The 25089-nt window shown below is 73.0% G+C and carries 20 protein-coding genes; 9 read left to right on the top strand and 11 right to left on the bottom strand.

Annotated elements, in window-relative coordinates; genetic code table 11:
• Positions 1–2493 (bottom strand): bifunctional diguanylate cyclase/phosphodiesterase (locus tag EAD96_RS04695; protein WP_199733064.1); only part of this gene is annotated, 2493 nt, incomplete at its 3' end.
• 543 nt (positions 2494–3036) lie between these two features.
• Between EAD96_RS04695 and EAD96_RS04690 the strand changes: the two genes are divergently transcribed.
• From EAD96_RS04690 to EAD96_RS04670, 5 genes are all read left to right on the top strand, one after another.
• On the top strand, positions 3037–6045 hold the full coding sequence (locus tag EAD96_RS04690) for a tetratricopeptide repeat protein (protein ID WP_121683409.1): 3009 nt from the start codon (positions 3037–3039) through the stop codon (positions 6043–6045).
• Positions 6046–6280: 235 nt separating this feature from the next.
• Positions 6281–6772 carry a cyclic pyranopterin monophosphate synthase MoaC gene (gene moaC, locus EAD96_RS04685; protein ID WP_121683408.1) on the top strand — a complete coding sequence of 164 codons (492 nt, stop codon included), beginning with the start codon at positions 6281–6283 and terminating at the stop codon, positions 6770–6772.
• The gene (locus EAD96_RS04680) at positions 6769–7239 is read left to right on the top strand and encodes a molybdenum cofactor biosynthesis protein B (protein ID WP_013477514.1); all 471 of its coding nucleotides are present in this window, start codon (positions 6769–6771) and stop codon (positions 7237–7239) included. Before moaC ends, EAD96_RS04680 begins: the two co-directional genes overlap by 4 nt.
• A 37-nt stretch (positions 7240–7276) precedes the next feature.
• Complete coding sequence (locus EAD96_RS04675) at positions 7277–8536, top strand: molybdopterin molybdotransferase MoeA (RefSeq protein ID WP_121683407.1); 1260 nt, start codon at positions 7277–7279, stop codon at positions 8534–8536.
• 35 nt (positions 8537–8571) lie between these two features.
• A complete protein-coding gene (locus EAD96_RS04670) occupies positions 8572–8997 on the top strand; it encodes a molybdenum cofactor biosynthesis protein MoaE (protein ID WP_199733065.1) in 426 nt (141 codons plus the stop codon).
• Positions 8998–9001: 4 nt separating this feature from the next.
• Here EAD96_RS04670 and EAD96_RS04665 read toward each other — a convergent pair whose 3' ends face one another.
• Positions 9002–10426, bottom strand: a complete 1425-nt coding sequence (locus EAD96_RS04665; protein ID WP_121683406.1) for a glycosyltransferase 87 family protein — start codon at positions 10424–10426, stop codon at positions 9002–9004.
• Between the two features lie 206 nt (positions 10427–10632).
• Positions 10633–11178, bottom strand: coding sequence for a DoxX family protein (locus EAD96_RS04660; RefSeq protein WP_120572551.1), 546 nt, complete (start codon positions 11176–11178; stop codon positions 10633–10635).
• Between the two features lie 135 nt (positions 11179–11313).
• Between EAD96_RS04660 and EAD96_RS04655 the strand changes: the two genes are divergently transcribed.
• A complete protein-coding gene (locus tag EAD96_RS04655; protein ID WP_120572552.1) occupies positions 11314–11859 on the top strand; it encodes a GNAT family N-acetyltransferase in 546 nt (181 codons plus the stop codon).
• Positions 11860–11879: 20 nt separating this feature from the next.
• Here EAD96_RS04655 and EAD96_RS04650 read toward each other — a convergent pair whose 3' ends face one another.
• A complete protein-coding gene (locus tag EAD96_RS04650; protein ID WP_120572553.1) occupies positions 11880–13115 on the bottom strand; it encodes an ATP-binding protein in 1236 nt (411 codons plus the stop codon).
• 164 nt (positions 13116–13279) lie between these two features.
• A complete protein-coding gene (locus EAD96_RS04645; RefSeq protein WP_121683405.1) occupies positions 13280–14113 on the bottom strand; it encodes a flagellar basal body protein FliL in 834 nt (277 codons plus the stop codon).
• An 85-nt stretch (positions 14114–14198) separates the two neighbouring features.
• Here EAD96_RS04645 and EAD96_RS04640 point away from each other — a divergent pair, with 85 nt between their 5' ends.
• Both EAD96_RS04640 and EAD96_RS04635 read left to right on the top strand, forming a co-directional pair.
• Positions 14199–15206, top strand: coding sequence for an EamA family transporter (locus EAD96_RS04640; RefSeq protein WP_233585450.1), 1008 nt, complete (start codon positions 14199–14201; stop codon positions 15204–15206).
• A gap of 11 nt (positions 15207–15217) precedes the next feature.
• Entirely contained in the window at positions 15218–15847 is a 630-nt protein-coding gene (locus tag EAD96_RS04635; protein ID WP_121683404.1) for a prepilin peptidase, read from the top strand.
• 84 nt (positions 15848–15931) lie between these two features.
• Here EAD96_RS04635 and EAD96_RS04630 read toward each other — a convergent pair whose 3' ends face one another.
• From EAD96_RS04630 to EAD96_RS04610, 5 genes are all read right to left on the bottom strand, one after another.
• Positions 15932–19117 carry a UvrD-helicase domain-containing protein gene (locus tag EAD96_RS04630; RefSeq protein ID WP_121683403.1) on the bottom strand — a complete coding sequence of 1062 codons (3186 nt, stop codon included), beginning with the start codon at positions 19115–19117 and terminating at the stop codon, positions 15932–15934.
• Positions 19118–19211: 94 nt separating this feature from the next.
• Positions 19212–20474 carry a metallophosphoesterase gene (locus tag EAD96_RS04625; protein WP_121683410.1) on the bottom strand — a complete coding sequence of 421 codons (1263 nt, stop codon included), beginning with the start codon at positions 20472–20474 and terminating at the stop codon, positions 19212–19214.
• A gap of 20 nt (positions 20475–20494) precedes the next feature.
• Complete coding sequence (locus tag EAD96_RS04620; protein ID WP_013289332.1) at positions 20495–20740, bottom strand: MoaD/ThiS family protein; 246 nt, start codon at positions 20738–20740, stop codon at positions 20495–20497.
• A gap of 2 nt (positions 20741–20742) precedes the next feature.
• A complete protein-coding gene (gene moaA / locus EAD96_RS04615; RefSeq protein WP_121683402.1) occupies positions 20743–21756 on the bottom strand; it encodes a GTP 3',8-cyclase MoaA in 1014 nt (337 codons plus the stop codon).
• Complete coding sequence (locus EAD96_RS04610) at positions 21753–22667, bottom strand: fructosamine kinase family protein (protein WP_121683401.1); 915 nt, start codon at positions 22665–22667, stop codon at positions 21753–21755. The genes moaA and EAD96_RS04610 overlap by 4 nt, the downstream gene beginning before the upstream one ends.
• Before the next feature lie 152 nt (positions 22668–22819).
• On the opposite strand from EAD96_RS04610, the gene EAD96_RS04605 reads away from it, so the two are divergent.
• Positions 22820–24139, top strand: coding sequence for a DUF4192 domain-containing protein (locus tag EAD96_RS04605; RefSeq protein ID WP_121683400.1), 1320 nt, complete (start codon positions 22820–22822; stop codon positions 24137–24139).
• Positions 24140–24216: 77 nt separating this feature from the next.
• On the opposite strand, the gene fdhD is transcribed toward EAD96_RS04605, so the two are convergent.
• Positions 24217–25071, bottom strand: coding sequence for a formate dehydrogenase accessory sulfurtransferase FdhD (gene fdhD, locus EAD96_RS04600; RefSeq protein ID WP_121683399.1), 855 nt, complete (start codon positions 25069–25071; stop codon positions 24217–24219).
• Positions 25072–25089: the final 18 nt, after the last annotated feature.

Genomic DNA, 25089 nt, shown 5'->3' with positions numbered 1-25089 from the left:
GGTGCGTCCGGTGCGGCGGCCGGGGAGGCGGATGACGGCGCCGGCGTCGTGCAGCGCGGGTGCGAGCGCGCCGGTCCGGCCGCCGTGGCCGCGCTGGAGGGCGGCGAGCAGCGCGGCGGCGGGCAGCGGCCGGGCGAACAGGTGGCCCTGCCCTGCGGCGCAGCCGAGTTCCCAGAGCGCGCGGCGTTGCGGTTCGCTCTCCACGCCCTCGGCGACCACCGTGAGGTCGAGGCTGCGGCCGAGGTCGAGGGTGGAGCGGATCACGGCGGCGGCTTCGGGTGCGGTCTCCATGGCGCCGACGAAGCTGCGGTCGATCTTCAGTTCGTGCACGGGGATGCGGGAGAGCAGGGAGAGCGACGAGTAGCCGGTGCCGAAGTCGTCGAGTGCCAGCCGGACGCCGGAGTCACGCAGGCGGCTGAGTACGCGGTCGACCACGTCGAGCTGGCTGAGCGTGAGCGTCTCGGTCAGTTCCAGCACGAGCCGGTCCGGCGGGAGGTCGTGGGCGCGCAGCCGGGCCAGCACCGCGCCGGGGAAGCGGGCGTCGAGCAGGCTGCGTGGGGACACGTTGACCGAGACGGGCAGGTCGAAGCCGGCGTCGCGCCAGGAGCCGGCGGCGATGAGCGCCTGGTCGAGGATCGCCTCGGCGAACGCGGGGAGCAGCCCGGAGCGTTCCACCGCTTCGAGGAAGCGCAGCGGGTCGATGAGCCCGTGGGTGGGGTGGTGCCAGCGGGCCAGGGCTTCGGCGCCGATCACCTCGCCGCCGGCCAGGTCGACGATGGGCTGGAAGTTGACCGTGAACTCGTGGTCGGCGACGGCGCGGGGCAGTTCGCCACCGAGGGTGAGCCGGCTCAGGTCGGCGGTGTCGCGGGCCGGCGCGTACGTGGCGACGCGTTGGCCGGCGCGTTTGGCCTGGTACATGGCCACGTCGGCGCGGCGCAGCAGTTCCGCCATGCCGCCGGTGGCGGGGGCGACGGCGATGCCGCCGCTGGCCTCCACGCTGATCCGCATGCCGTCGAGGTCCAGCGGGTCGTGCAGCGCGGCGAGCAGGGCCTCGGCGCGGTGGGCGGCGACGGCCGGGGCGGGCAGGCCGCGCAGGAGTACGGCGAACTCGTCGCCGCCGAGCCGGGCGACCAGGTCGTCGGGGCGGGCCGCGTCGCGCAGCCGTTCGGCGACCTGGATCAGCACCCGGTCACCGGCGCCGTGCCCGAGGGTGTCGTTGACCTCCTTGAAGTGGTTGAGGTCGATCAGCACCAGCGCGGTGACGCCGTCGGCGTGCCGGGTGGTGAGCTGGGCGCTGCCCTCGTCGAGCAGGTGTCGCCGGTTGGACAGGCCGGTGAGGGCGTCGTGGGTGGCGGCGTAGGCGTGGTCCTCGGCGATGCGGGCGAGTTCGGCGTACGCCTGGGCGTTGCGGACCGCCGTGCAGAGGGCGGAGGCGAAGGTACGCAGGGTGTACTGCTCGCGTTCGGAGAGTTCGACCGGGCCGGCGAACCGGAGCCGCAGCACGCCGACGTCGTCGGTGCGGTTGTGGCCCTCCAACGGGACCGGCATGACCTGACCGTCGACGGCGCTGGGCTGCGGGCCTGTTCCGTCGTACGCGATGTCGGTGCCGTTGCCCCGGACGGTGCGTCCGCCGTCGCGCAGCTCGATCTCGACCTCGTCGGCGGAGAAGAGTTCGCTGGCCTCGGTGACCGCGGTGGTGAGCACCTGGTCGAGGTCGACCACGTTGAGGGCGTCGGTGGCGCGGGCCAGGCGTTGCCATGCCTGCTGCTCGGTGCGGGTGCGGATCCGGGCGGAGTAGGCCAGGTGCAGGCTGAGGACGAGCGGTGGCACGGCGAGCAGCAATCGGGGGTCGGCTCGCAGGATGAGTACCGTGCACGCGGCGACGAGGAAGCGGACCGCGAAGCCGGCGACCCGCAGGTCGAGGTCGGTGCGGAACTGCCGGACGACGGGCGTCCCGGACGCGAGCGCGATGACCGGCATGGCCAGGAGATCATCGAGGAGCGCCGCTACCAGGTAGACGATGGCCAGGGTGCCTATGAGGCCACCTATCGACGGCGACTCACCCGGCCAGTCGAGGAGCGACGCGACGGCAACCGTGCCGCCTGCGATCAGCACGTTCTTGCCGATTCCGAAGGCTGACTTGATTGCCGGCAGACGAAGGATGATCGAGGACGCGGCGACACCCAGGACGGTGCTGGCGACGACCCAGGAGGCCGGCGCGATCGCTACACCTAACACCACAGCTGTTTCGACCCAGGCGATGGAGTGCGTGGTGGAGCGGATCCGGATCGACGCCTTGACGACACCGCCCAGCGTGATCATGAAGATGAGCGTGGCGAAGGTTCCGATGTCCCGGACCGAATCGGGAAGAGTTCGGGGCAGGGAGGCGACGGCGCCGACCACCACGCCTGACGCGAGAACGACGATGAGACCGACGAGCGTCAGCAGACGTCGATCGGTCCCAGCATCGCGTCGTCCGGCGGTGCGACTCATGCAGCTCCCAGGGCTGAGAGGCTGACGCACGTCGCTGGTGGGTTGCCAGCGGCGTGACCAAGAGCTTACCGCGAGGAGTTTCTCGGCGAGAAGTGCCGCATTTCAGTGCCACTCGCTACCGCGCATCTCCGAACTCCTTTCCTGCTCTTTTCGAAGCCTTTACGGCGGGGCAAAACCTCGAAAGGAGCTTAGGAGAGGAAAGGTCCTGGTTAGAAGACATAAATGTCGCTATGCGCAATATCAGCTAAGTCTGTGCTAATTAATGACGTTCTGTCCATCGTGGTGATGCAGAGCGAAGTCGCAAGTATCCTGCCGGTGCTTGCCCGGTTGCGGATTGCAACCAGGGTCAGCCGCACCTCGCGTGATGCTGTCAGCCTGGGTGACCCTTAGGCGGGAATACAACCGTCGGGCGGCGCAGCTTTCATGCCTCAATGGCCGCATCGGTGGCGCCCCTGCTCCTCGGTAGCCGGTCAGCGACGGCCCGCAGTGAAGACTAGGATTCAACTAGCGTAATTGAGTTCGCGAAATCCGGAGTCGGACGGCGTGAAGATTCGGGTTCTCGGCGGCCTGGCGGCGTACCACGAGGGCGGGTCGGTGCACCTCGGCACCCCGAAGCAGCAGCTTGTTCTGGGGATGCTCGCCGTACACGCGGGTCGGCTCGTGACCCTCGACAAGCTGGTGGACGAACTGTGGCCAGACTCGCCTCCTCGCTCGGCCGTACCTAACGTCCGCACATATGCGGCCAACCTCAGGCGGACGTTCGTCGATGCCGACGGAGAAGCGGTGGTCGTTCGCCAGCCGGGCGGATACCAACTGTTGATCGGTCCGGATGCGGTCGACCTGGCCCGGATCGAGCGCCAGGTCGCCCACGGGCGTGCCATGGTCGACGCAGGCCAGGCAAGCGCCGCAATCCGTGTGCTCACCGATGCTGTCGACGACTGGTCGGGTCTACTTCTTCCCGGGCTGCCACTGGGGCCGGTGTTGTCCGCCCGCCGCGAAGTGGCCGAACGGGAACACGAGGCTGCGTTGGTGCTCCTGGCCGGCTTACACCTGGGCTCTGGGCGGCCGGAGGAGGCCATCCGGCTTCTTCGACCCCATGCCGCCCGTCAACCCACCCGGGAACGGCTTCAGACGGTTCTCATGGAAGCTCTGATTGCTGGTGGGGACTCGGCCGGAGCGTCCGCCGTCTACCGGTCCACTCGGGCGGCGCTAAATGAAGAATTGGGCGTGCGGCCGGGTTCGCGGCTGGACGAGCTGCATCGAAAGGCACTTGAGGCCGGCCGGCGGCTGCCGAACTCGCCTGACCGGTCGGCGTCCCCTGAAGGGGCGCCTTCCGTAAGTTGGCTTCCTCGGCCGACAACCGACTTCGTCGGTCGACAGGACGTGCTGGACCGGCTGCTGCGCGAAATCAGGAGACGTTCGGAGCAGGCGGCCGTCATCCAGGTGATCGACGGGATGGCGGGCTGCGGCAAGACGACTCTCGCAGTCCGGCTGGCCGAGCTGTTGCGAACGCGGCATCCGGACGGCCAGCTGTTCGTCGATCTGCGAGGCCATGGAGAAACCGCCGCTCTGGAACCGCAGGCGGTCCTGTTGACACTGCTTCGACAGTTGGGCGTGCCTCCAGGGCGGGTGCCGACCGACTTCGAGGATCGAGCCGATCTCTGGCGCCGTGAGCTGGCACAACGCAGGACGGTGCTGGTCTTGGACAACGCGGCGAGCGTTGAGCAGGTGCTCCCGCTGTTGCCCGAAGGCGTGGGAACCGTAGTGCTGATAACCACGCGGTCGAGGCTGCTCGCAACCGAACTTGGAGTTCCGGAGTCCCTGGGAGTCCTGACCTCTGCCGAGGCCGTCGCCCTGCTCGCCTCCACCGCTGGTGCAGATCGGGTGCGAGCGGAGGCGGAGGCGGCAGACGAGGTGGTACGCCGCTGCGGCTGTCTTCCCCTGGCCATACGGCTTGCAGGAGCACGGTTGGCGCACCGCCCGAGTTGGCTGGTTGCGGATCTGGCGGCTCGACTCGCCGACGAACGCGGTCGGCTAGGCCAGATCGCAGTAGGTGACCGGACGTTGGTGGACGCGTTCTCGACCTCCTATGAACCGCTCGATGAGCGAAGTCGGCAGGTGTTCCGGCTTCTCGCGCTTCATCCCGGCGACGATCTCAGTTCACCGATGGCGGCGGCATTGGCCGATCTCCCGCTTCCCGAGACCGAGCGGGTTCTTGACGAACTGGTGGATCGCCATCTGCTCGAGGAGAAGACGAGCGGGCGCTATCGGTTGCACGACCTGGTTCGCGAGTACGCCAGTGGGCTCTCGCGGCGCATCGATCCGCCGCGGGTTCTACGGGAGGCGACAGACCGGCTTCTCGAGCTGTGTCTTCACGCTGCACTGTCCGTGGCGCTGGAGCTGGAGCCGCGCCTGAAGGCAAGCGAGCTGGTCGCCGAGCCGCCTTCCCGCCCGGATCTGGTTGCGGCGATCAGCCCGGACATAGAATGGCTGGAACGCGAACGGAATACCCTCACTGCTCTCGTGGTTTACGCCACACAAATGGGTCATGACCAATTCTCCTGGCGGCTGGCGCGCTCGCTCTGGCGCTTTTTCTACATGAGAACGTATTTCGACGACATGCTGTCGACCCACCGGTGTGGCTTGCGCTCCGCCCAGCGTCTCGGCGATCGAAAGGCGACCGCCCAGATGCAGAACTACCTCGCCTCCGCCTACGTGCGAACCGGTGACTATCCCGCAGCGACCAAACTGGTGGAGTCAGCGGTTGAAATTTACGAGGAGTTGGGCGACACGCGTAATGCGGCTCGGTACCGTGCCAATCTTACGGTCGTCTACTGGTTGACGGGGCAACTCGAGGCGGCGGCGCATTTGGGCGCGTATCTACGACGGGAGGTGTTGCTGGGCCGCCATGCCTGGATCGATCTCGTGCTACCGAATCACGGCATCGCGCTGGCAGCGATCGGTAGGTACCAGGAGGCGTTGCAACTTCATCGATTACACCTGTTCCTGGCGAGATCTGCATCAGACCAATTTCAATTGCTCAATGCTCTGGGGCACATCGGCATGGTCAGGTCGAGGATGGGGGACTTCGAACCTGCTGTTCGGATCATGGAAGCTTCGCTGCGGCTACGGGATCGGACCGGCCACCGCTACGGCGAGCCGGAGCTTCGGGTGGATCTCGGCATCGCCCTACGTGAGCTCAACCGGTTGGACGAAGCTCGTCATCAGCACGAAACAGCCTTGCGGTTGGCGCTCGAAAATGGTGAACGCCACGCTCAGTGCGCCGCCTTTAACGAACTCGGTACGACCGCCGGAGCCCAGGGATACCCGCAGGAAGCGATTCGCCTGCATGAACAGGCTCTGAAGCTGGCCAGCCGTATCGCACACCCTCAGGAACAAGGCCGTGCTCTGACTCGGCTCGGTAGTCTCCTGTCGGACAAGGATCCGGACGAAGCGCGCCGGCTGTGGCGGAGGGCGCTGGCCATCTTCGAGCGAATCGGTGGACCGGAACAGCAGCGAGTCCGCGCTCTGCTCCTCGGCGTGAGCCACTGAACCGGCTTATCGATTTCTTATCGCGGCGTTCGTTAGCGTCCCCGGCATCGGCCACGGGGTGGGTCCACCGTCCGAGCGGACCCGGCCGAACGAGGCCCCCACCGTCAGTTCCCCCCAGCGAATCGGCGGTGGGCAGGTGAGGGAGGAGCGTCGTGCACCGGCACCCGACACGACGCTCCTCCCCGCCGCAGGCCGGGGCACCCGCGGCGTCGTACCCGGCGGATAGGGTCGGGCCGTGACCGAACCCGCGCAGCTCACCCACGTCGACCCGGCCGGTGCGGCCCGGATGGTCGACGTCTCCGCCAAGCCGGTCTCGGGCCGGCTCGCGGTCGCCGCCGGCCGCCTCCGCACCACCGCCGAGGTGGTGGACCTGCTGCGCCGCGACGGCCTGCCCAAGGGCGACGCGCTGGCCGTCGGCCGGCTCGCCGGCATCATGGGGGCCAAGCGCACGCCCGACCTGATCCCGCTGTGCCACCCGATCGCGCTGCACGGCGTCACCGTCGACCTGGAGCTCACCACCGACACGGTGGAGATCACGGCTACGGCGAAGACCGCCGACCGCACGGGCGTCGAGATGGAGGCGCTGACCGCGGTGGCGGTCGCCGGGCTCGCCCTGGTCGACATGGTGAAGGCGGTCGACCCGGCCGCGTCGGTGGACGCCGTGCGGGTGCTCCGCAAGGAGGGCGGCAAGACCGGCGAGTGGGTCCGGCCGGAGGACCGGCCGTGATCCGGGCCCGGGTGATCGTGGCGTCCAACCGGGCCGCCGCCGGGGTGTACGAGGACACCAGCGGTCCGCTGCTCGTGACCGGGCTGCGCGAGCTGGGGTGCGAGGTCGACGCGCCGGTGGTCGTGCCGGACGGCGAACCGGTCGGTGACGCCCTGCGCGCGGCCCGCGCCGACGGCGTCGACGTGGTACTGACCAGCGGTGGCACCGGCATCACCCCGACCGATCGCACGCCCGACGTGACGCGCGCGCTGCTCGACTACGAGATCCCCGGCATCGCCGAGGCGATCCGCGCGCACAGCCGCGACACCGTGCCGACGGCGGCGTTGTCCCGAGGGCTGGCCGGGGTGACCGGCCGGACGCTCGTGGTCAACCTGCCCGGCTCGCGGGGTGGTGCCCGGGACGGCCTGGCCGTGCTCGGGCCGATCCTGCGGCACGCCGTCGACCAGCTTCGCGGCGGCGACCACTGAACCCGCGAGACACGTGCCCCGGCGCTAGGCTCGCCGGATGAGCACGGAAACCGAAGCCGCCACGGCCGAGGCGGGCACGCCACCCCCGGCCGGGTGGGAGGAGGCCCGCTCCCGGGTGTACGCGGTGGGCCTGTCCGCCGCGCTTCCCGCGGTCGCCCGTCCGCTGGCCGAGGCCGACGGGCACACCCTGGCCGAGCCGCTGACCACGCGTACCGACCTGCCCGCGTTCCCGACCTCCAGCGTGGACGGCTGGGCGGTGCGCGGCCCGGGGCCGTGGCGGGCTGTCGGGCGGGTGCTCGCCGGGCACACCGCGCCTCCGTTGGAAGCCGACGGCAGCACGGTGGAGATCGCCACCGGCGCGATGGTTCCCGAGGGCACGACGGCGATCCTGCGGATCGAGGAGTCGACGCGTACGGCGGACGGCCTGGTGTCCGGCACGCCCCGAAAGGCGCCGGAGTGGCGGGAGCCGGGCGAGGAGGCGTGCCTCGGGGAGGAACTGCTGCCCGCCGGCACCCCCGTGGACCCGGCGGTGATGGGCCTGGCCGCCTCCTGCGGGCTCGACACGCTGCGGGTCCGCCGCCCACCCCGGGCCGCGCTGCTGGTCTTCGGCGACGAACTGCTCACCTCCGGTCCGCCCGGTGCGGGCCGGGTCCGTGACGCGCTCGGTCCGTCGGTGCCGGCCTGGCTGCGCCGCTACGGCTGCCAGGTGCGCGCGGCCGACGTGGTCGGCCCGGTCGCCGACACGCTGCCCGCGCACGTGGCGGCGCTGCGGGGCGCGCTCGCCACCGCCGACCTGGTCTGCACCACCGGCGGCACCATGCACGGTCCGGTCGACCACCTGCACCCGACGCTGGAGGCGCTCGGCGCCGACTACGTGGTGAACACCGTGGCGGTGCGTCCCGGTTTCCCGATGCTGCTCGCCCGGCTGGTGGACGGCGACGGGCGGGTGCGGTTCGTGGCCGGCCTGCCCGGCAACCCGCAGTCAGCGGTGGTGGCGCTCGTGTCGCTCGTCGCGCCCCTGCTCGCCGGTCTCACCGGCCGGCCGATGCCGGTGCTGCCGCACGTGACGCTCGCCGAGCCGATTCCCGGGCGTGGCGACTACACCCATCTGGCGCTGGCCCGCTGGGACCGCGTCGCCGGCACCGCGTACCCGGTGCGGCACGTCGGCTCGGCGATGCTGCGAGGGCTGGCCGGCGCGGACGGGTTCGCGGTCGTCCGGCCCGGCACCAGCGGCGCGGCCGGCGACCGGGTGCCGCTCGTGCCGCTGCCACTGACCCCCGGGGAGCGATTCGGGTGAGTGCGACGAACGAGCCGACGGGAGACGTCGTGACAGTGGAAGCAGGCGTGGTGCTCGGCGCGGTGACCGACCGGCCGCTCGACCTGGCCGCGCACGAGGCGGCGGTCGCCGACCGCCGGGCCGGCGCGGTGGTGTCCTTCCAGGGCGTGGTCCGCGACCACGACCACGGGCGGGGGGTCACCCGGCTGGAGTACGAGGGCCACCCCACCGCCGAGGCGGTGCTGCGCGAGGTGGCGGCCGAGGTCGCGGCCGACCCGCAGGTGTACGCGGTGGCGGTGTCGCACCGGATCGGCCCGCTGGAGATCGGGGATGTGGCACTGGTGGCGGCCGTCAGCACGGCGCACCGGGCGGCCGCGTTCGCCGCCTGCGCACGCCTGGTCGACGAGGTGAAGGCGCGCCTGCCGATCTGGAAGCGCCAGGTCTTCGACGACGGCACCGAGGAGTGGGTGAACTGCCCCTGAACGCTCAGCGCCGGGCGGCGAGCGCGGCGGTGCGGCCCAGCCGCTCGTGGTAGAACGCCGGTTCGGCGCCGGGGCGCCACGGCAGCGCCGCGACGAGCACGATCAGCGCGATGGCCAGGGAGTTCTCCATCAACGCGCCGAACAGGCCGTCCTGGTAGTGGGACACCTCGGGGAGCTGGTGCTCGTACGGCCAGATCGGTGAGATCAGGAACAGCAGGTAGAGCCCGAGCGCGCCGACGCCGTGGCGGAGCCCGGTGAGCGTCGGGTACCAGATCGGCGGGCGCAGTGCCGGCACGCCGTTGGCCGACGGTCCGCCGGTGCCGCGCGGCGGCAGGCCGCGGCTGGCTTCGCGGCGGCGTACCGCGGCGTCGGCCAGCACGATGATCGCCGGGATGACCCAGATCAGGTGGTGCGACCAGGAGATCGGGCTGATCACGTTGGCGGTGAGCCCGACCAGCGTGAACGCGGTCAGCTCGTCGCCGTCGGCGCGGGCGCTCATCGCCCGGGACAGGCCCAGCGCGAGGATCAGCACCGAGAACGCCAGCCAGAGCAGGCCGGGCGTCTCGATCGAGTCGTAGAGCCGCGCCAGCAGACCGGCGAGGGACTGGTTGGCGGTCATGTCCGCCGCACCGACCCGCTCGGTCTGCCACAGCACGCCGGTGAAGTACGCGCGGGACTCCTCACCGAGTACGCCGAACGTCGCGATGGTCACGCCGACAGCGGTGCCGACGGCGGTGAGCGCGGCCCGCCACTGCCGGGTGAGCATCAGGTAGGCCACGAACAACGCCGGGGTGAGCTTGACCGCTGTGGCGAGCCCGATGCCCACACCGGCCCAGGCGCCGCTGTAGACGAACCGGGCCAGCGGCGAGTCGGCCGTCTCGTAGTGGGTGCCCCGCTTGGCCCGCCAGCGCAGGCCCACCATGTCCGCCATGATCAGCACGAAGAGCAGCAGGTTGACCTGCCCGTAGCCGAGCGTCTCCCGGGACGGCTCGATGGCGACCGCGAGCGGGGTGGCGATGCCGACGGTGAACCAGAGCGGCCAGCCGAGCCGGTCCACGATGGGGCGCAGCAGCGCGGCGAGGACGACGGCGAGCGCGCCGATGCTGGCGAACGCGTTGACGAAACCGGCGCCGTCGACCGGCAGCCAGGACATCGGCAGCATGACCAGGGCGGCGAACGGCGGGTAGGTGAAACCCAGCGTGGTCGAGGGCGCGACGAAGTCGTACAGCTCGTTGCCGCCGGCCCACCACAGCACCGCGCCGTGGTAGATCTTCATGTCGAAGAAGTTGTACGGCCGTCCGAAGGCGCCGATGGCGAGCCACGCGGCGTACGACACGGCGGCGACGACGCCGAGACGCATGACGATCCGGCGGTCGACGCGGGAGGTCGGGGCGAGGCGGTTGGTCCGTCTACCGACTGTCGTCGGCATGGCGTGGCCACCCCCGTACCAAGGTCGTCGTACCCGTCCAGGTCCAGAACGGAGCCTAGAACGGCGCCTCACGTTGCTGCCTCCCGCGTTACGCGACCGTGTCCGATCCCACACGTGTTTTTGACATTTCCACCGCGTTAACGGGTCTCGGACGGTTCAGGTGATTGGTGGCCTTGCGGGGGGTGGCGGCCGTACGAAAACGCTTGTCAGCCGGGCATGCGGCGGGCGGTCGACGCGGAGCGTACGGCGATCTTCGCCTCGCGTCGCGCGGTGCGGACCGCACGCTTGACCGACCGGCGCGAGTGGTCGATCCGGTGTCCGGCGCGCCAGCGCAGGCCCGGCTTGCCCTCGGTGTCGGCGGCGGCGAGGAGGAGGCCGCCGAGCAGGCCGAGGTTCTTCAGGAAGTGGATCTGGTTGTTGTTGCGGGCGGCCGGGTCGTCGTTGTTCCAGAAGGCGTGACCGGCGGCGGTGGTCGGGATCAGCGTGGCCGCGAGCACCAGCGCGGCCGGACGGGTGAACCGGCCGGTGGCGAACATCAGGCCGCCGACGAGCTGGGTGGCGGCGTTGGCCCGGATCAGCGAGACCGTGTCGGTGGGGATGCGGGGGTGCACGTTCTGGATCAGCGGGGCGACCTTCCCGGTGACCGGTTCCGCGGCCTGCACCAGGCGTTCCGGGTTGCGCAGGTTGCGGGCGCCGCTGACCACGAAGATGCCGCTCAACATGACTCGGGCGAGGGAGCGCACGGGCTTCATGGCTCAGTCTTACCCCGTCGGGGACGTCGTCATCCCCGCAACACACGAAAGGTATCGGCCGACGTGGACGTCCGATCGGTATCGATTTCAGCGACCGTCGCGGATGGACCGGTCGCGTTCGGTAAGGTCGCGCGGGTGACGACGCTGCGACTGCGCCCGGAGGGCCCCGCCGACGAGGCGCCGGTGGCCCGGGTGCTGGCCGCCGCCTTCGCCCGTCCCGACGTGGCCACCCCACCGGAGGTCGGCCTGGTCGAGGAGTTGCGGCACAGCCCGGCGTGGATTCCGGAGCTGGCCATGGTCGCCGAGTACGGCGGCGAGGTGGTGGCGTACGCGCTGCTCACGCGCGTCGGCGTACGCACCGAACGCGGCACCTGGCCGGCGCTGGCCCTGGGTCCGGTGGCGGTGGCCCGGCACCGGCAGCGGCTGGGGCACGGCACGGCGGCGGTGCAGGCGGCGCTGGACGCCGCGACCGAGCTGGGCGAACGGCTGGTGGTGGTGCTGGGCGATCCGGCCTACTACCGGCGGTTCGGGTTCGGCCCGGCCGACCGGCTGGGCCTGACCAGTCCCTGGTCCGGGCTGGGGGAGCCGTGGCAGGCGCTGGTGCTGCCGCCGTCGGCGAGCGGAGAGCCGCCACCGCCGGCCGGCGAGGTGGTCTTCCCGCCGCCGTGGTCGCGGGTCTGAGGCCGTTTTAAAAGCAGCGGTCAGGCGGGCTGGGTGCGCAGGTAGCGGCCGAAGTGCGGCACTGTGAACGCCACGGTTCCCCGCTCGCCGGAGTAGATCAGCCCCTTCTTGATCAGTGCGTCCCGGGCCGGGGAGAGACTGGCCGGCTTGCGGCCGAGCGCGCGGGCGATCTCGGCGGTGGGCACCGCCGCGTCCATGTCGTCCCGGCCGCCCTCCTCGCCGTCCACCAGCGCCAGCGTGGCCATCGCGCGCATGTACTCGCGTTCGGCGGGGGTGGCCCGCTCGAACCGGGAGCCGAAGAACCCCACCGCCAGCTCGGCCTCCGCCTCCGGCGCGGCGACCCGGACGTCCGCAGCGGTGATCGGTGAGCGGGGCGCGTGGTCCCAGGTGGCCTTGCCGTACGCCTGGACGAAGTAGGGATAGCCGCCGGACTTCTCGTAGAGCAGGTCGAGGGCCTTCTGCTCGTACTCGACCTCCTCCCGCTCGGCCGGCGCGCAGAGCGCCTGGTCGGCGGCGATCCGGTCGAGCCGGTCGATGCGCTGGTAGCGGTAGAGCCGCTCCGAGTAGGACTTGGCGGCGCTGAGGACTGCGGGCAGGTGCGGCAGTCCCGCGCCGACGACGATGAGCGGCGCGCCGAGCTGGGACAGCTCGTGGCAGGCGGCGCAGAGCGCGGAGACGTCCTCGGCGCCGACGTCCTGCATCTCGTCGATGAAGACGGCGATGCCGGTGCCGACGTCGGTGGCGACCGCCGCCGCGTCGCTGAGCAGCTCGACCAGGTCGATCTCGATGTCGCCGGAGTCGGCGCGTCCGCTGCTGGCCGGCACGTCGATGCCGGGCTGCCAGCGGTCGCGCAGCTTGGGCGCCGCGCCGCCGCGCCCGGTGGGAGCGGAGCGTTGCGCGAACGCCTTGAGTACGCCGAGGAACGCGTCGATCCGGTCCGGGGCGCGGTGCCGGGGCGCCAGTTCGCGGACCGCCATGTGCAGCGCGGCGGCGATCGGCCGGCGCAGCGACTGGTCCGGCCGGGCCTCGATCTTGCCGGTGCCCCAGAGGTGGTTGATCGCCTCGGAGCGCAGCGTGTTGAGCAGGACCGTCTTGCCCACTCCCCGCAGGCCGGTGAGCATCAGGCTGCGTTCGGGGCGACCGCGCGCGATCCGTTCCAGCACCACGTCGAAGACGTCCAGTTCCCGCCCCCGCCCGGCGAGTTCGGGCGGGCGCTGGCCGGCGCCCGGTGCGTACGGGTTGCGGACCGGATCCACGAATCGCACAGTATCGGGTTCTCTAGCGACCAGGCTAGATGCGCGTAGAGGCGGCTACCGCGTGTCGGCCTCGACACAAAACTAGGGCTGTCTAGCGTGGATGCTAGACAGCCCTAGTTTTGGCTACCGGCCCTGACTCGCCGCGCGCCTCTCGCTGCCGGCGCTCAGCGGCGCTTCAGGCAGAGCACGAAGTCGAGCGTGTCCAGTTCGCTGTCGAAGAAGTACCAGTCGGTGTAGCCGGCCACCTTCCCGCACTTCGCCTCCGCGTCCTTCTTGCCGCTCGTCGCGCCGTCGATGCGGCGCAGCACCTCGTACGTCTTCGGGGCGCAGTCGGCGATCACCAGCTTCGGCTGGCCGCCGCCACCCTCGTTGGCGACGCACTGGCCCGCCTTGACGAACCGCGGATCGGTGGAGGAGGCCGGGGCCGCCGTCGTGGGCGTCGTGTCGGCCGGATCGCTCGGCGGCGCCTCGCTCGAATCCGCAGCCGGCGGGGTGGCAGCGGTCGTACCGCCGGTCGGGGTCTGCTGGTCCCGGCCCACCATCCAGTACGCCCCGGCGCCGCCCAGCAGCAGCACGGCCAGCACGATCACGACCACCAGCAGCGGACCCTTCCCGCGCTTCGGCTGCGTCGGCTCGGCGTACGGCGGCTGGCCACCGCCGTACTGCGGCCCGGCGTAGGGGTCGCCCGGGTGGCCCTGCTGCGGCGGCCCGGGGGACCAGGCCGGACCGGGCTCGTAGCGCTGCGTCGGCGGCCCGTACCGGTCGGCGGGCCCGTACTGCTGCTTGGGCGGGCCGTACTGGTCGGCGGGCGGGCCGTACTGGTCGGCCGGCGGACCGTACGGCCGCGCGCCCGGCGGGCCGTACTGCGGGTCGGGTTGCGGGGCGTAACGCGGGTCGCCCTGCGGCGCGTAGCGGGGATCGGGCTGCGGGGCGTAGCCGTCGTCGGGCCGCCCCCAGGGCTCGGGAGAGCCGCCGCCCGGTGGACCAGAGTTCGACATGAACGCCTCCTGCGTACGCCAGTGCTGAGAGGCCGGCCACCAACTGGGGACGCCGACGCCGTGGTCACCGTAGCGTGGTCCCACGATGAGCTCACGCCCCACGAGTGCGACGAACGTCGTCGATTCCGCGACGCCGCCGGCCCGCACCGCGCTGATCTGGACCGCCCTCGTGCTGGTCTACCTGCTCTGGGGCTCGACCTACCTGGGCATCCGGGTCGCGGTCGAGTCCCTGCCGCCACTCATCTCCGCGGCGATGCGGTTCGCCGCCGCCGCGGTGGTGCTCGCCGCGGTGCTGCGCCTGCGGCGCGGACCGGGCGCTCTGCGGGTGCCCGCGCGCCGCGTCGGCTCCGCCGCGCTCGTCGGCGTGCTGCTGCTGGCCGGCGGCAACGGTCTGGTGGTGCTCGCCGAGTCCGGGCCGCCCGGCACCGCCGTACCCTCCGGTGTCGCCGCGCTGCTCGTCGCCACGGTGCCGCTGCTCGTGGTGCTGCTGCGCATGGCAGGCGGGGACCGGCCGCGACCGTGGACGTTCCTCGGGGTGGCGCTCGGCTTCGCCGGCCTGGTCCTGCTCGTGCTGCCCCGCGACGGGGTGGACGGCGTGCCGGTGGCCGGCGCGCTGACAGTGGTGGCAGCGGCGGCGAGCTGGTCGGTCGGCTCGTACCTGTCCGGGAAGATCCTGATGCCCGCCGACCCGTTCGTGGCCACCGTCTACGAGATGGTGGCCGGCGCGGCGGTGCTCGCGCTCGTCGGCGTGGCCCGGGGCGAGCTGCGCGGCTTCTCCTTCGCCGACGTGACCGGACGGTCCTGGGCGGCGATGGCCTACCTGATGGTGGCCGGATCGCTCGTCGCGTTCACCGCGTACGTCTGGCTGCTCGCCCACGCGCCGATCTCCCTGGTCTCCACGTACGCGTACGTGAACCCGGTGGTCGCGGTGGCGCTCGGCGCGTTGTTCGTCGCGGAACCGATCACCTCGCAGGTGCTGATGGGCGGCGCGGTCATCGTGGTCGGCGTGGCGGTGGTGGTGAGCACCGAGCGACCCCGCCGGTCCCCGCCACCAGCCGTCGACGGGGCAGCCGGAGAACCTGCCCGGCGGTAGCGTCCCGGTCCGTGTCGGCGCTGCTGGTGACGGGGGTCGCGCTGCTCGGCGCGACGGCCGGGTGGGCGGCGGTGCCGGTCGGCCGGTCGTTCGTCCCAGTGCCCGCCGGCCGTGCTCCGCGCCGGGCCACGTTCGCCGTGGCCGGCGCCGTGGTGTTCGGCGGGCTCGCCGCCGCCCGGGGCGGCGAGCCGGCGCTGCCCGCGTTGCTGCTGGTTGCCGCCGCCGGGCTGGTCCTCGCGGTCACCGACGTGTCCGCGCTGCGGCTGCCCGACCCGCTCGTCGGCGTGGTCGCGCTCGGCGGCGGGCTCGGCCTGACCGCTGCCACGGCGACCGCCGGTGAACCGCGCCGCCTGGCCGTCGCGGTGGCCGGGGCCGCGCTCTCCTTCACCGGGTACGCGTTGCTGGCGCTGCTGCCCCGCGCCCGGCTCGGCTTCGGCGACGTGAAGCTCGCCGCCGCGCTCGGGTTGCCGCTGGGCTGGCTCGGCTGGCCGGCGCTGCGCCTCGGGCTGCTCCTGCCGCACGTGCTCGCCGGCCTCGCGGTGCTCGTCCTGCTCGCCGCCGGCCGGGTACGCCGGGACACGCCGGTGCCGTTCGGCCCGGCGCTGCTCGGCGGCGCGTGGCTCGCCGCCGTCCTCACCTGAACCGCCGCAGGCCCGGTCCGGGCTCGTGGCCCGGTCCGGGCTCGTGGCTCGGTCCGCGTTCGTGGCCCGCCGGAACCGCGCCGGTCAGATCAGCCGGAGCTGGTGGTCCTTCGGGCGGCGGGGTTCGGTCGCGTCCAGGCGCTCGAACAGCGCCGGGTCGATCACGTCGAGGAACGGCGACGGGCGAGAGTCGCGTTCCGCGCCGTGCCGGGCGCGCCGGCCCGCGTGGCTGACGTAGAGCCGGTCCTGCGCCCGGGTCAGCCCGACGAAGAACAGCCGCCGCTCCTCGGCCACCGCGTCGTCGTCCGGCTCGCTTCCGGGCCAGCGCAGCGGCAGCAGACCGTCCTCGGCGCCGACCAGGAACACCACCGGGAACTCCAGGCCCTTCGCGGCGTGCAGCGTGAGCAGCGTGACGGCCTCGGCACGAGGGTCGAGCGCGTCCACCTCCGCGCCGGTGGCGAGCTGGTTGAGGAACAGCTCCAGGTCGTCGCCGCAGCGCCGGGCCAGCGGGGTGAGCAGGTCCACCGCCGTGCGGACGTCCTCGGGGCGTACCGCGCCGGAGCCGTCCAGCGTGGGCACCGCGAAGCGCTCGGCCAGGATCTGCCCGGCCTGGCGTACCCGGGCGGCGAGCGAGCCGTCGAGACCGGCGTGGCGCAGCTCGCGGGCGATGGCCGGCACGCCGGGACGGTCGCGCAGCCGGTCGTGCGAGCGCTTCTGCACCGGGATGTTCGCCCGGGCCAGCGCGTCCACGATCGGCGCGGCCTGGGCGTCGGTGCGGTACAGCACCGCGATGTCGGAGAAGGACAGCGAGGTGGCCCGCCCGTCGATCCGCCCCGAGTCGAGCGAGCGGTGGGACAGGCCGCCGACCAGCTCGTCCACGGTACGGACCACGAAGTCGGCCTCGTCATGGGCGGAACTCGCGGCGTACCGGCCGACCAGCGGCGCCTCCGGGTCGAGCCGGGCCGGGTCGAGACGCCGGCCGCGCACCAGCGACGACGGCGCGATGGCCTGTACGGCGGCGGCCAGGATCGGCGCCGAGGAGCGGTAGTTGCGGTTCAGCCGGACCAGCCGTGCGTCGGTGAAGTCCTGCGAGAACCGCAGGAAGTAACCCACGTCGGCGCCCCGGAACGAGTAGATCGCCTGGTCCGGGTCACCGATCGCGCACAGGTTGCCGTCCGGCGGGCTGAGCAGCCGCAGCAGGTCGTACTGCACCGCGTCGACGTCCTGGTACTCGTCGACGAAGATCCACTTCCACCGTTCGCGGTACTCCCGGACCAGCTTCCGGTCGCCCTTCAACAGCGCCACCGGCAGCGTCAGCAGCTCGTCCAGGTCGACCAGGTCCCGCTTGCGCAGCAGCGCCGTGTACCGCTCGTCGTCGTCACCGGCCTCGGCGCGCGCCGCCGCCCGGTCCGCGTCGTCGGCGATCCGGAAGTCCGCCGGCAGCCCGGCCGCCGCCGCGTTCTCCCGCAGCACGGTCAGGCCGAGCGAGTGGAACGTGCCCACAGTGACGTCCTCGGCGACCGGGCCGAGCAGCCCGTCCAGCCGGTGCCGCAGCTCCTCGGCCGCCCGCCGGGTGAACGTGATCGCCAGGCACTGGTCCGGGAAGACGTTCAGCTCCGCACACAGGTACGCGATCCGGTGGGTGAGCGTCCGGGTCTTGCCGGTGCCCGGACCGGCCACGATCAGCAGCGGGCCACCCGGCGCCGACGCGGCCACCCGCTGCATCGCGTCCAGCCGGTCCAGCAGACCGGTGCCGACCTCCTCCATGCCGGCGAGCATCGGCTCGAACGGCTCGTGCGGGGACGGCGGCGGCGCGATCGGGGGCGCGGGCGGCGGCGTCCGCTTCGGCTCGGGCCGGGCCGCCGCCGGGCGCTTGGCCTTCGGCTTCGGCGCCGGCTCCGCGGGCCGCCGCTGCGCGGGCACCGGTACGTCGAACAGCGTCTCCTGCCCGGCCCGGGCACCCGAGGCGCCCAGTTCCGCCGGGTCGAACAGCGTGATCACGCCGTACTCGCCGTCGTAGCCGGGCACCCGGCGCACCTCGCCGCGGCGCAGCCGGCCGATGCCCTCCGCGAGCAGCTCGCCGCCGACGCGGCCGATCTCCTCGATCGGCGTACGCGTCAGGATCTCCAGCTCCGGGCCGAGCGCGGCGATCAGCTCGTTGAGCTTGCCCTCGACCTTCTTCGACCGCGCGCCGACCCGGTTCAGCTCGCCCAGGATCTCGGCCAGCGGCACCAGATGGGTCACCTCGCGGGCGTGCGCCGGACGGTGCCCGGCCGGCCGGTCCGCCAGCTCCTCGATCCGGCTGAGTACGCCCACAGTCAGCGGCTTGCCGCACTCCGGGCAGCGTCCGCCGGCCTCGCGGGTCCGTTCCGGCGACCAGTTCACGCCGCACAGGCGGTGCCCGTCGGCGTGGTACTTGCCCTCCTCCGGGAAGAACTCCACGGTGCCCGCCAGCCCGTCGCCGGTACGCAGCGCCTCGCGGATGGCGAAGTAGTCGCGGGCCGCGGTGAGGACGGTTGCCTCCCGGGCCAGCGCGGGCGGCGAGTGCGCGTCCGAGTTCGACACCAGCTGGTAGCGGTCCAGACTGCCGACCCGCCAGTTCATCTCCGGGTCGGACGACAGGCCGGTCTCCACCGCGAAGATGTGCTCGGCCAGGTCGGCGTAACAGTCGGCGATCGCGTCGAAGCCGGACTTCGAGCCGAGCGCGGAGAACCAGGGCGTCCAGATGTGCGCGGGCACCAGGAAGCCGTCCGGGCTCGCCTCCAGCGTGATCTCCAGCAGGTCGCGGGAGTCCAGCCCGAGGATCGGCCGGCCGTCCGAGCCGAGGTTGCCGATCCGGCCCAGCGCGGTGTTGAACCGGGCCACCGCGTCCAGGTCCGGCAGGTAGATCAGGTGGTGCACCTTGCGCGTACGGTCGTCGCGCTTGTAGATCGTGGAGATCTCCACGCTCAGCATGTACCGGACCGGGTCCGCCTCCGCCGCACTGGCGAGCCGGGGCGGCAGGCGCCGGGCGACGTCCCGCTCCGCCTCGGGCGAGAGCCGGTACAGGCCCGGCTCGGCCGGGTGCAGTGTCTCGCGCAGGTGGTCGTACCAGGCGGGGTGGGTGAAGTCGCCGGTGCCGAGCACGCCGATGCCCTTACGCCGGGCCCACCAGGCCAGGTTCGGCAGGGTCAGGTCGCGGCTGCACGCGCGGGAGTACTTCGAGTGGATGTGCAGATCCGCGACGTACGGCGGGAGGCCACCGGGGGGTGCGGCGCTGAACGGAGGCACGCCGCATCCTGTCACGTCCGGTCCCCCGCCCGCCCGTCGCCACGCGTACGGGTGACCTGAGCAATGCGGTGCTGGACTCGGCGGCCCATGCACGCTATTGAGCGCGCAGCTCGACGAGCGTCACCTGGGGAGGCGCGCCCACCCGCACCGGCGGGCCCCAGAAACCGGCGCCGTTCGTGACGTAGACCTTCGTGCCGTCGACCTCGCCGAGACCGGAGACCACCGGCTGTTCGAGCTTCACCGCCAGGTTGAACGGCACCATCTGGCCGCCGTGCGTGTGCCCGGAGAGTTGGAGGTCGACGCCGAACTTCGCGGCCTCCTGCGCGGCCACCGGCTGGTGCGCCAGCAGCACCACCGGCCGGCTCGGGTCACGGTCGCCGAGGGCGGCGGCGTAGTCGGCGGGTGCGGCCACCCCGGTGCCGGCGGCGCTCACGTCGTTCACCCCGGCGAGGTCCAGCACGCCGCCCCGGGCCTGGATCTCCTGCCGCTCGTTCTGGAGCACGCGCAGGCCGAGCCGGTCCACCTCGCGGACCCACTCCTCCACGCCGGAGTAGTACTCGTGGTTGCCGGTGACGAAGAAGCTGCCGTACCGGGACCGCAGGTCACGCAGCGGCTCGGCGGCCTCGCCCAGCTCGGCCACCGTGCCGTCGACCAGGTCACCGACCACAGCGACCAGGTCGGCGTCCATCCGGTTGATCATCGCGACGATCCGCTCGGTGTGCGCCCGGCCGCGCAACGGCCCGAGGTGGATGTCGGAGACGGTGGCGATACGCAGGCCGTCCATGCTGCGGGGCAGCTTCGCCAGCGGGATCTGCACCCGGTCGAGCTGCGGCGGACCCATCGCGGTGCGGACGCCGTACCCGGTGACGCCGGCGGCGGTGAGCCCGGCGAAGATCGCCGCCCCACGGGCGAGCAGCAGTCGCCGGGAGGGGTCGTGGTCCGGCGCGTGGGTACCGGCCGGCGGCGCGTCGGCGGGGTCGACCGGCGGCGGCGTCGCGCCCTCCGCCGTCGCCGCGCCCACGAGTGCGGGCTCGGGCTCCGGGCCGGCGGCGACCGCCGAGCGGGCCCGGCGGCGCAGCACCAGCCGGACCACCGCGGTCGGCACCTCCAGCACCAGCAGCAGCACCAGCAGGTAGAACATCAGCGCGACCCAGAGGTAGCCGGGCCAGGCCAGCCAGTACCAGCCGTTGCGGGTGCCGGCCATGGTCACCGGTACGAGCACCGCCAGCGCCGCGATCGCCACGCCACCGGCCCGGCGCCACCGCCCGGGGCGTGTGGTGTCCCGGACCAGCCGCTTCCACAGGTAGAAGTGGATCAGGCCGATCACGAGCACGACGAAGCCCAGGAATGTCGCCATGGCCAGCACGTGTGTCCCCCTCAGCCGCCTGCGAAGGGCGGCAGCACGTCCACCGTCACCCCGGCCGGCAACAGTGCCCGTCGATCATGACAGGCCACGCCGTCGACCAGGAAACTCGCCGCCTTCAGCACCACCGCGAGGCGTTCGCCGTGCCGGGCGGCCAGGTCATCGAGGAGTTCGTCCAGGGACCGGCCGGCGGATGCGGTCTCCTCGGATCGTCCGGCGGCCGCGCGGGCGCCGGCGAAGTAGCGGACCGTCAGTTCCATCCTCAGCCTCCGATCGCCGACATCGAGCGCGCGGGCTGGAGGAACGCCGGGTCGTCGATGCCGTGCCCGGCCCGCTTGGCCCACATCGCGGCACGCCAGCGGCGGGCCAGTTCCTCGTCGTCGGCGCCGTCGCGCAACGCGCCGCGCAGGTCCGACTCCTCGGTGGCGAATAGGCAGTTGCGTACCTGGCCGTCGGCGGTGAGCCGGGTGCGGTCGCAGTCGCCGCAGAACGGCCGGGTCACGCTGGCGATCACCCCGACGCGGGCCGGCCCGCCGTCCACCAGCCACGTCTCGGCCGGTGCCGCGCCCCGCTCGGACGGGTCGGGCGTCAGCGCGAACGCGGCGTGCAGCGAGGCCAGGATCTCGTCGGCGGTGACCATGGTCGAGCGGTCCCAGCCGTGCTGGGCGTCGAGCGGCATCTGCTCGATGAACCGCAGCTCGTAGCCGTGCGCGAGCGCGAACCGCAGCAGCTCCGGCGCCTCGTCGTCGTTCGTGCCGCGCATGAGCACCGAGTTGATCTTCACCGGGGTCAGCCCGGCCTCCGCCGCGCCGGCCAGCCCGGCGAGCACGTCGGCGAGCCGGTCACGGCGGGTCAGCGCGGTGAACCGGTCGCGGTCCAGCGTGTCCAGCGAGACGTTGACGCGGTCCAGCCCGGCCGCGCGCAGCGCCGGCGCCATCCGGGCCAGGCCGATGCCGTTGGTGGTCAGCGAGATGCGCGGCCGGGGCGTGAGCGCGGCGACCGCCGCAACGATGCCGGGCAGGCCCGGGCGGATGAGCGGCTCGCCGCCTGTGAAGCGCACCTCGGTGATGCCGAGCCGCGACACCGCGACACCCACCAGCCGGATGATCTCGTCGTCGGTGAGCAGTTGCGGACCGGCCAGCCAGGGCAGACCCTCGGCCGGCATGCAGTAGGTGCAGCGCAGGTTGCACTTGTCGGTCAGCGAGACCCGCAGGTCCCGCGCGACACGGCCGTACCGGTCGGCGAGGACGCCGTCGCTCGTCCCGGGGGCGCTCATCTGTCGACCGTAGCGCGGTCGGGCCCACGGAGGGCGGCACGGGCGGTCGAGCGCACCGCGTCCGCGTACGCCGCGCCGAAGATCGCGGTGTGCACGAGCAGCAGATGCAACTGGTGCAGCGGCACCCGTTCCCGCCATCCGTCGGCCGGCGGCCACGCCTCCCGGTAGGCGGCCGTGATCCGGTCCAGGTGCGGCGGGCCGCCGAACAGGGCGAGCTGCGCCAGGTCGGTCTCGCGGTGGCCGCCGTGCGCGGCCGGGTCGACCAGCCAGACCCGGCCGTCGGCGCCCCAGAGCAGGTTGCCGGGCCAGAGATCACCGTGCAGCCGGGCCGGCGGCTCGTCACCGCCGAACTCGCCGATCCGGTCGACGACCTGCTCGACGAGCGCCGCCCCGGCGTCGTCGAGCGCGCCGCCGTCGACCGACATGCGCAGGTAGGGCAGGAGCCGGTGCCGGGCGAACCAGTCCGGCCAGGGACCGGGGCCGGGCGTGTTGTCCTGCGGCAGCGCGCCGATGAACCCGGGCCAGTCCGCGCCGAACGCGGGTGCCCCGGCCCGGTGCAGCCCGGCCAGGTCGCGGCCGAACGCCTCCGCGGCCTCCGGCGTCGGTTCGCCGGGCTCCACCCAGTCGAGCGCCAGCAGGTCGGGCAGGGCGACGAGCACATCCGGTACGGGCACCGAGCCGGCCTCTCGCAGCCAGCGCAGCCCGGCCGCCTCGGCGGCGAAGAAGCCCTCCGGCAGCGCACGCGCCGCCCGTTCCGGCCAGGTCTTGGCGAACACCGAGTGCCCGTCGTCGAGCGTCAGCCGGGAGGCCGCGCAGATGTCACCGCCGGAGACCGGGGTCTCCCGGATCCGCTGGTGGGTCAGGAAGGTCGGCAGGTGCTCCGGGTGTGCCCGCAGGTATGCCAGGTCCATGAGCGCAAGGTAGCGGTTACCCCGGACATCCGTGTGCCGAGAAGCGCCGCCGATCACCGCTGACCTGGACCGATACGCTCCGTATCTGTGGACGGACCGCGTGTCGTCCACAGGGGCGGACGCGGTGACCCGCGACCGCCCACGCTCCCGGCATGAACTCCACCGAGCCAGCGCGCCTCTCCGTCCGCTCGCCGGCCGACATGGTCGCGGCCGTGCCCTACCTGCTCGGCTTCCATCCCGCCGACAGCGTCGTGGTGGTCGCCGTACGCGGCCGGCGCGTCGTCTTCGCCGCCCGCGGCGACCTGCCCGCGCCGGGCGCCGACCCCGGCCCGGCAGCCCGGCACCTGGCGCACGTGGTGGCCCGGCAGGACGCCGACGCCGCCACTGTCGTCGGCTACGGTCCGGCCGCCCGGGTGACAGGCGTCGTGGACGCGATCGGCGACGCGCTGACCGCCACCGGGGTGGTGGTGCTCGACGCGCTGCGAGTCACCGAGGGCCGCTGGTTCTCGTACCTGTGCGCCGAGCCGTCCTGCTGCCCGCCCGAGGGCACCCCGTACGACCCGGCCGCCAGCCAGGTCAGCGCGGCGGCGGTGTTCGCCGGTCAGGTGGCCCTGCCCGACCGGGCCGCGCTCGCGGCGCAGGTGTCCCCGCTCGACGGGCCGGTCCGGCTCGCCATGCGCCGGGCCACCGGGCAGGCACGCCTCCGCCTGGCCGCGCTCACCGGACGGCCGTCCTCGTCGTCGGCGGAAAGCCCGGTCAGCGGAGCACCGGCCGACGGCTCCGGGCCGCACGTGAAGTCCCCGGTTCCGGGCGACGGCTCCGGGCTGGGCGAGGCCGTCCCGGTTTCGGCCGACGGTCCCGGGCTGAGCGGGGAGCCGCTGGTCCCGGCCGACGGTCCCGGGCTGGGCGGGGAGCCGCTGGTCCCGGCCGACGGTCCCGGGCTGGACGGGGAGCCGCTGGTCCTGGCCGACGGTCCCGGGTCGGATGGGCGGTCGCCGGTCGCGGACGGCGGTGCCGGATCGGGTGGGGAGCCGCGGGCCGTGCGGACGGCGGGCACGGCGGCCGTGCGAGCCGCCTTCCGGCGGCAGCGGCGCGGCGAGCGGCTGGACGACGACGAGGTGGCCTGGCTGACGGTGCTCCTCACCCACGTCGCGGTACGCGACCACGCCTGGTCCCGCACCGACGGCCGGGACGAGGACATCAGCCTCTGGACCGACGTGCTGCGACGCGCCGAGCCGGACCTGATCGCCGCGCCGGGCTGCCTGCTCGCGTTCGCCGCCTGGCGCTCGGGGCACGGGGCACTGGCCGCTGTCGCCCTGGAACGGGTGCTGTCCGCCCACCCCGGCTACTCGCTCGCGGTGCTGCTCGACGAGGCGCTCCGGCGCGGAGTCGCCCCGTCCGCGCTGGACGGGTGGCCCGGTTCCGACGACGGCGCGGTGCTGCGGCGCCGCCGACGCCGGCCACGCCGGTGAGCCGTCAGCCGCCCGGTGGTCAGCCGCCCACCGGGCCGCCGACGCCCGTCACGCCGATGTCCGGTGCTGCCCGGCCGTCAGCCGCCGACGCGCGCCGCCCCGGTGTAGACGTTCATGGTCGGCCCGCGCAGGAAGCCGACCAGCGTCATCCCCGCCTCCTCGGCCAGCTCGACCGCGAGCGTGCTCGGTGCGGACACCGCCGCGAGCAGGGGCACGCCCGCCATCCACGCCTTCTGGGTGAGTTCGAAGCTGGCCCGTCCGGAGACCAGCAGCACGTGCCCGGCCAGCGGCAGCCGCCCTTCCCGGGTGGCCCAGCCGAGCACCTTGTCCACCGCGTTGTGCCGCCCGACGTCCTCGCGCAGCACGACCAGTTCCCCGTCGGGGGTGAAGAGGCCGGCGGCGTGCAGGCCGCCGGTGCGGTCGAAGGCGCGCTGCGCGGCGCGCAGCCGGTCCGGCAGCCCCGCGAGCAGGTCGGCGGTGACCACCAGCGGGTCGTCCTGCACCGCGAACTGCGAGCGGGTCCGCACCGACTCGATGCTCGCCTTGCCGCACACGCCGCACGAGCTGGTGGTGTAGAAGTTGCGCGAAGGGTCGGTGACGGGTTCCGGCACGCCGGGCGAGAGCACCACGTCGACCACGTTGTAGGTGTTCGGGGTCTCCGCCCCGGCGCAGAGCTGCGCGGTGTGCACGTCCTCCGCCGACCGGATCAGCCCTTCGGTGAGCAGGAAGCCGATGGCCAGGTCCAGGTCGTCGCCGGGCGTACGCATAGTCACCGCCAGCGGCCGGCGTCGGCCGGGGCCCGCCGCGCCGACGCGGATCTCCAGCGGCTCCTCCACGGCCAGGGTGTCCTGCCGCCGGATCCGCCCCCGGCCGTCCCCGGCCGCGTCGAGGTCGATCCGCAGCACACCACGTCGATCCGTCGCCCGTCCCATGCCGCCATCCTTCCCGGC

Source organism: Micromonospora sp. BL1 (genome assembly GCF_003667485.1).
Taxonomy (GTDB): Bacteria; Actinomycetota; Actinomycetes; order Mycobacteriales; family Micromonosporaceae; genus Micromonospora; species Micromonospora tulbaghiae.
Note: the sequence above shows the minus strand (reverse complement) of the source record. Positions and strands in the feature narration are given on the sequence as shown.

What these genes read in the sequence shown, in the direction of transcription:
- EAD96_RS04645 (WP_121683405.1), bottom strand. Translation starts at nt 14,113, where the DNA reads ATGTCGAACTCTGGTCCACCGGGCGGCGGCTCTCCCGAGCCCTGGGGG.
- EAD96_RS04620 (WP_013289332.1), bottom strand. Translation starts at nt 20,740, where the DNA reads ATGGAACTGACGGTCCGCTACTTCGCCGGCGCCCGCGCGGCCGCCGGA.
- EAD96_RS04610 (WP_121683401.1), bottom strand. Translation starts at nt 22,667, where the DNA reads ATGGACCTGGCATACCTGCGGGCACACCCGGAGCACCTGCCGACCTTC.
- moaA (WP_121683402.1), bottom strand. Translation starts at nt 21,756, where the DNA reads ATGAGCGCCCCCGGGACGAGCGACGGCGTCCTCGCCGACCGGTACGGC.
- EAD96_RS04665 (WP_121683406.1), bottom strand. Translation starts at nt 10,426, where the DNA reads ATGCCGACGACAGTCGGTAGACGGACCAACCGCCTCGCCCCGACCTCC.
- EAD96_RS04605 (WP_121683400.1), top strand. Translation starts at nt 22,820, where the DNA reads ATGAACTCCACCGAGCCAGCGCGCCTCTCCGTCCGCTCGCCGGCCGAC.
- EAD96_RS04675 (WP_121683407.1), top strand. Translation starts at nt 7,277, where the DNA reads ATGAGCACGGAAACCGAAGCCGCCACGGCCGAGGCGGGCACGCCACCC.
- EAD96_RS04660 (WP_120572551.1), bottom strand. Translation starts at nt 11,178, where the DNA reads ATGAAGCCCGTGCGCTCCCTCGCCCGAGTCATGTTGAGCGGCATCTTC.
- EAD96_RS04625 (WP_121683410.1), bottom strand. Translation starts at nt 20,474, where the DNA reads ATGGCGACATTCCTGGGCTTCGTCGTGCTCGTGATCGGCCTGATCCAC.
- fdhD (WP_121683399.1), bottom strand. Translation starts at nt 25,071, where the DNA reads ATGGGACGGGCGACGGATCGACGTGGTGTGCTGCGGATCGACCTCGAC.
- EAD96_RS04640 (WP_233585450.1), top strand. Translation starts at nt 14,199, where the DNA reads ATGAGCTCACGCCCCACGAGTGCGACGAACGTCGTCGATTCCGCGACG.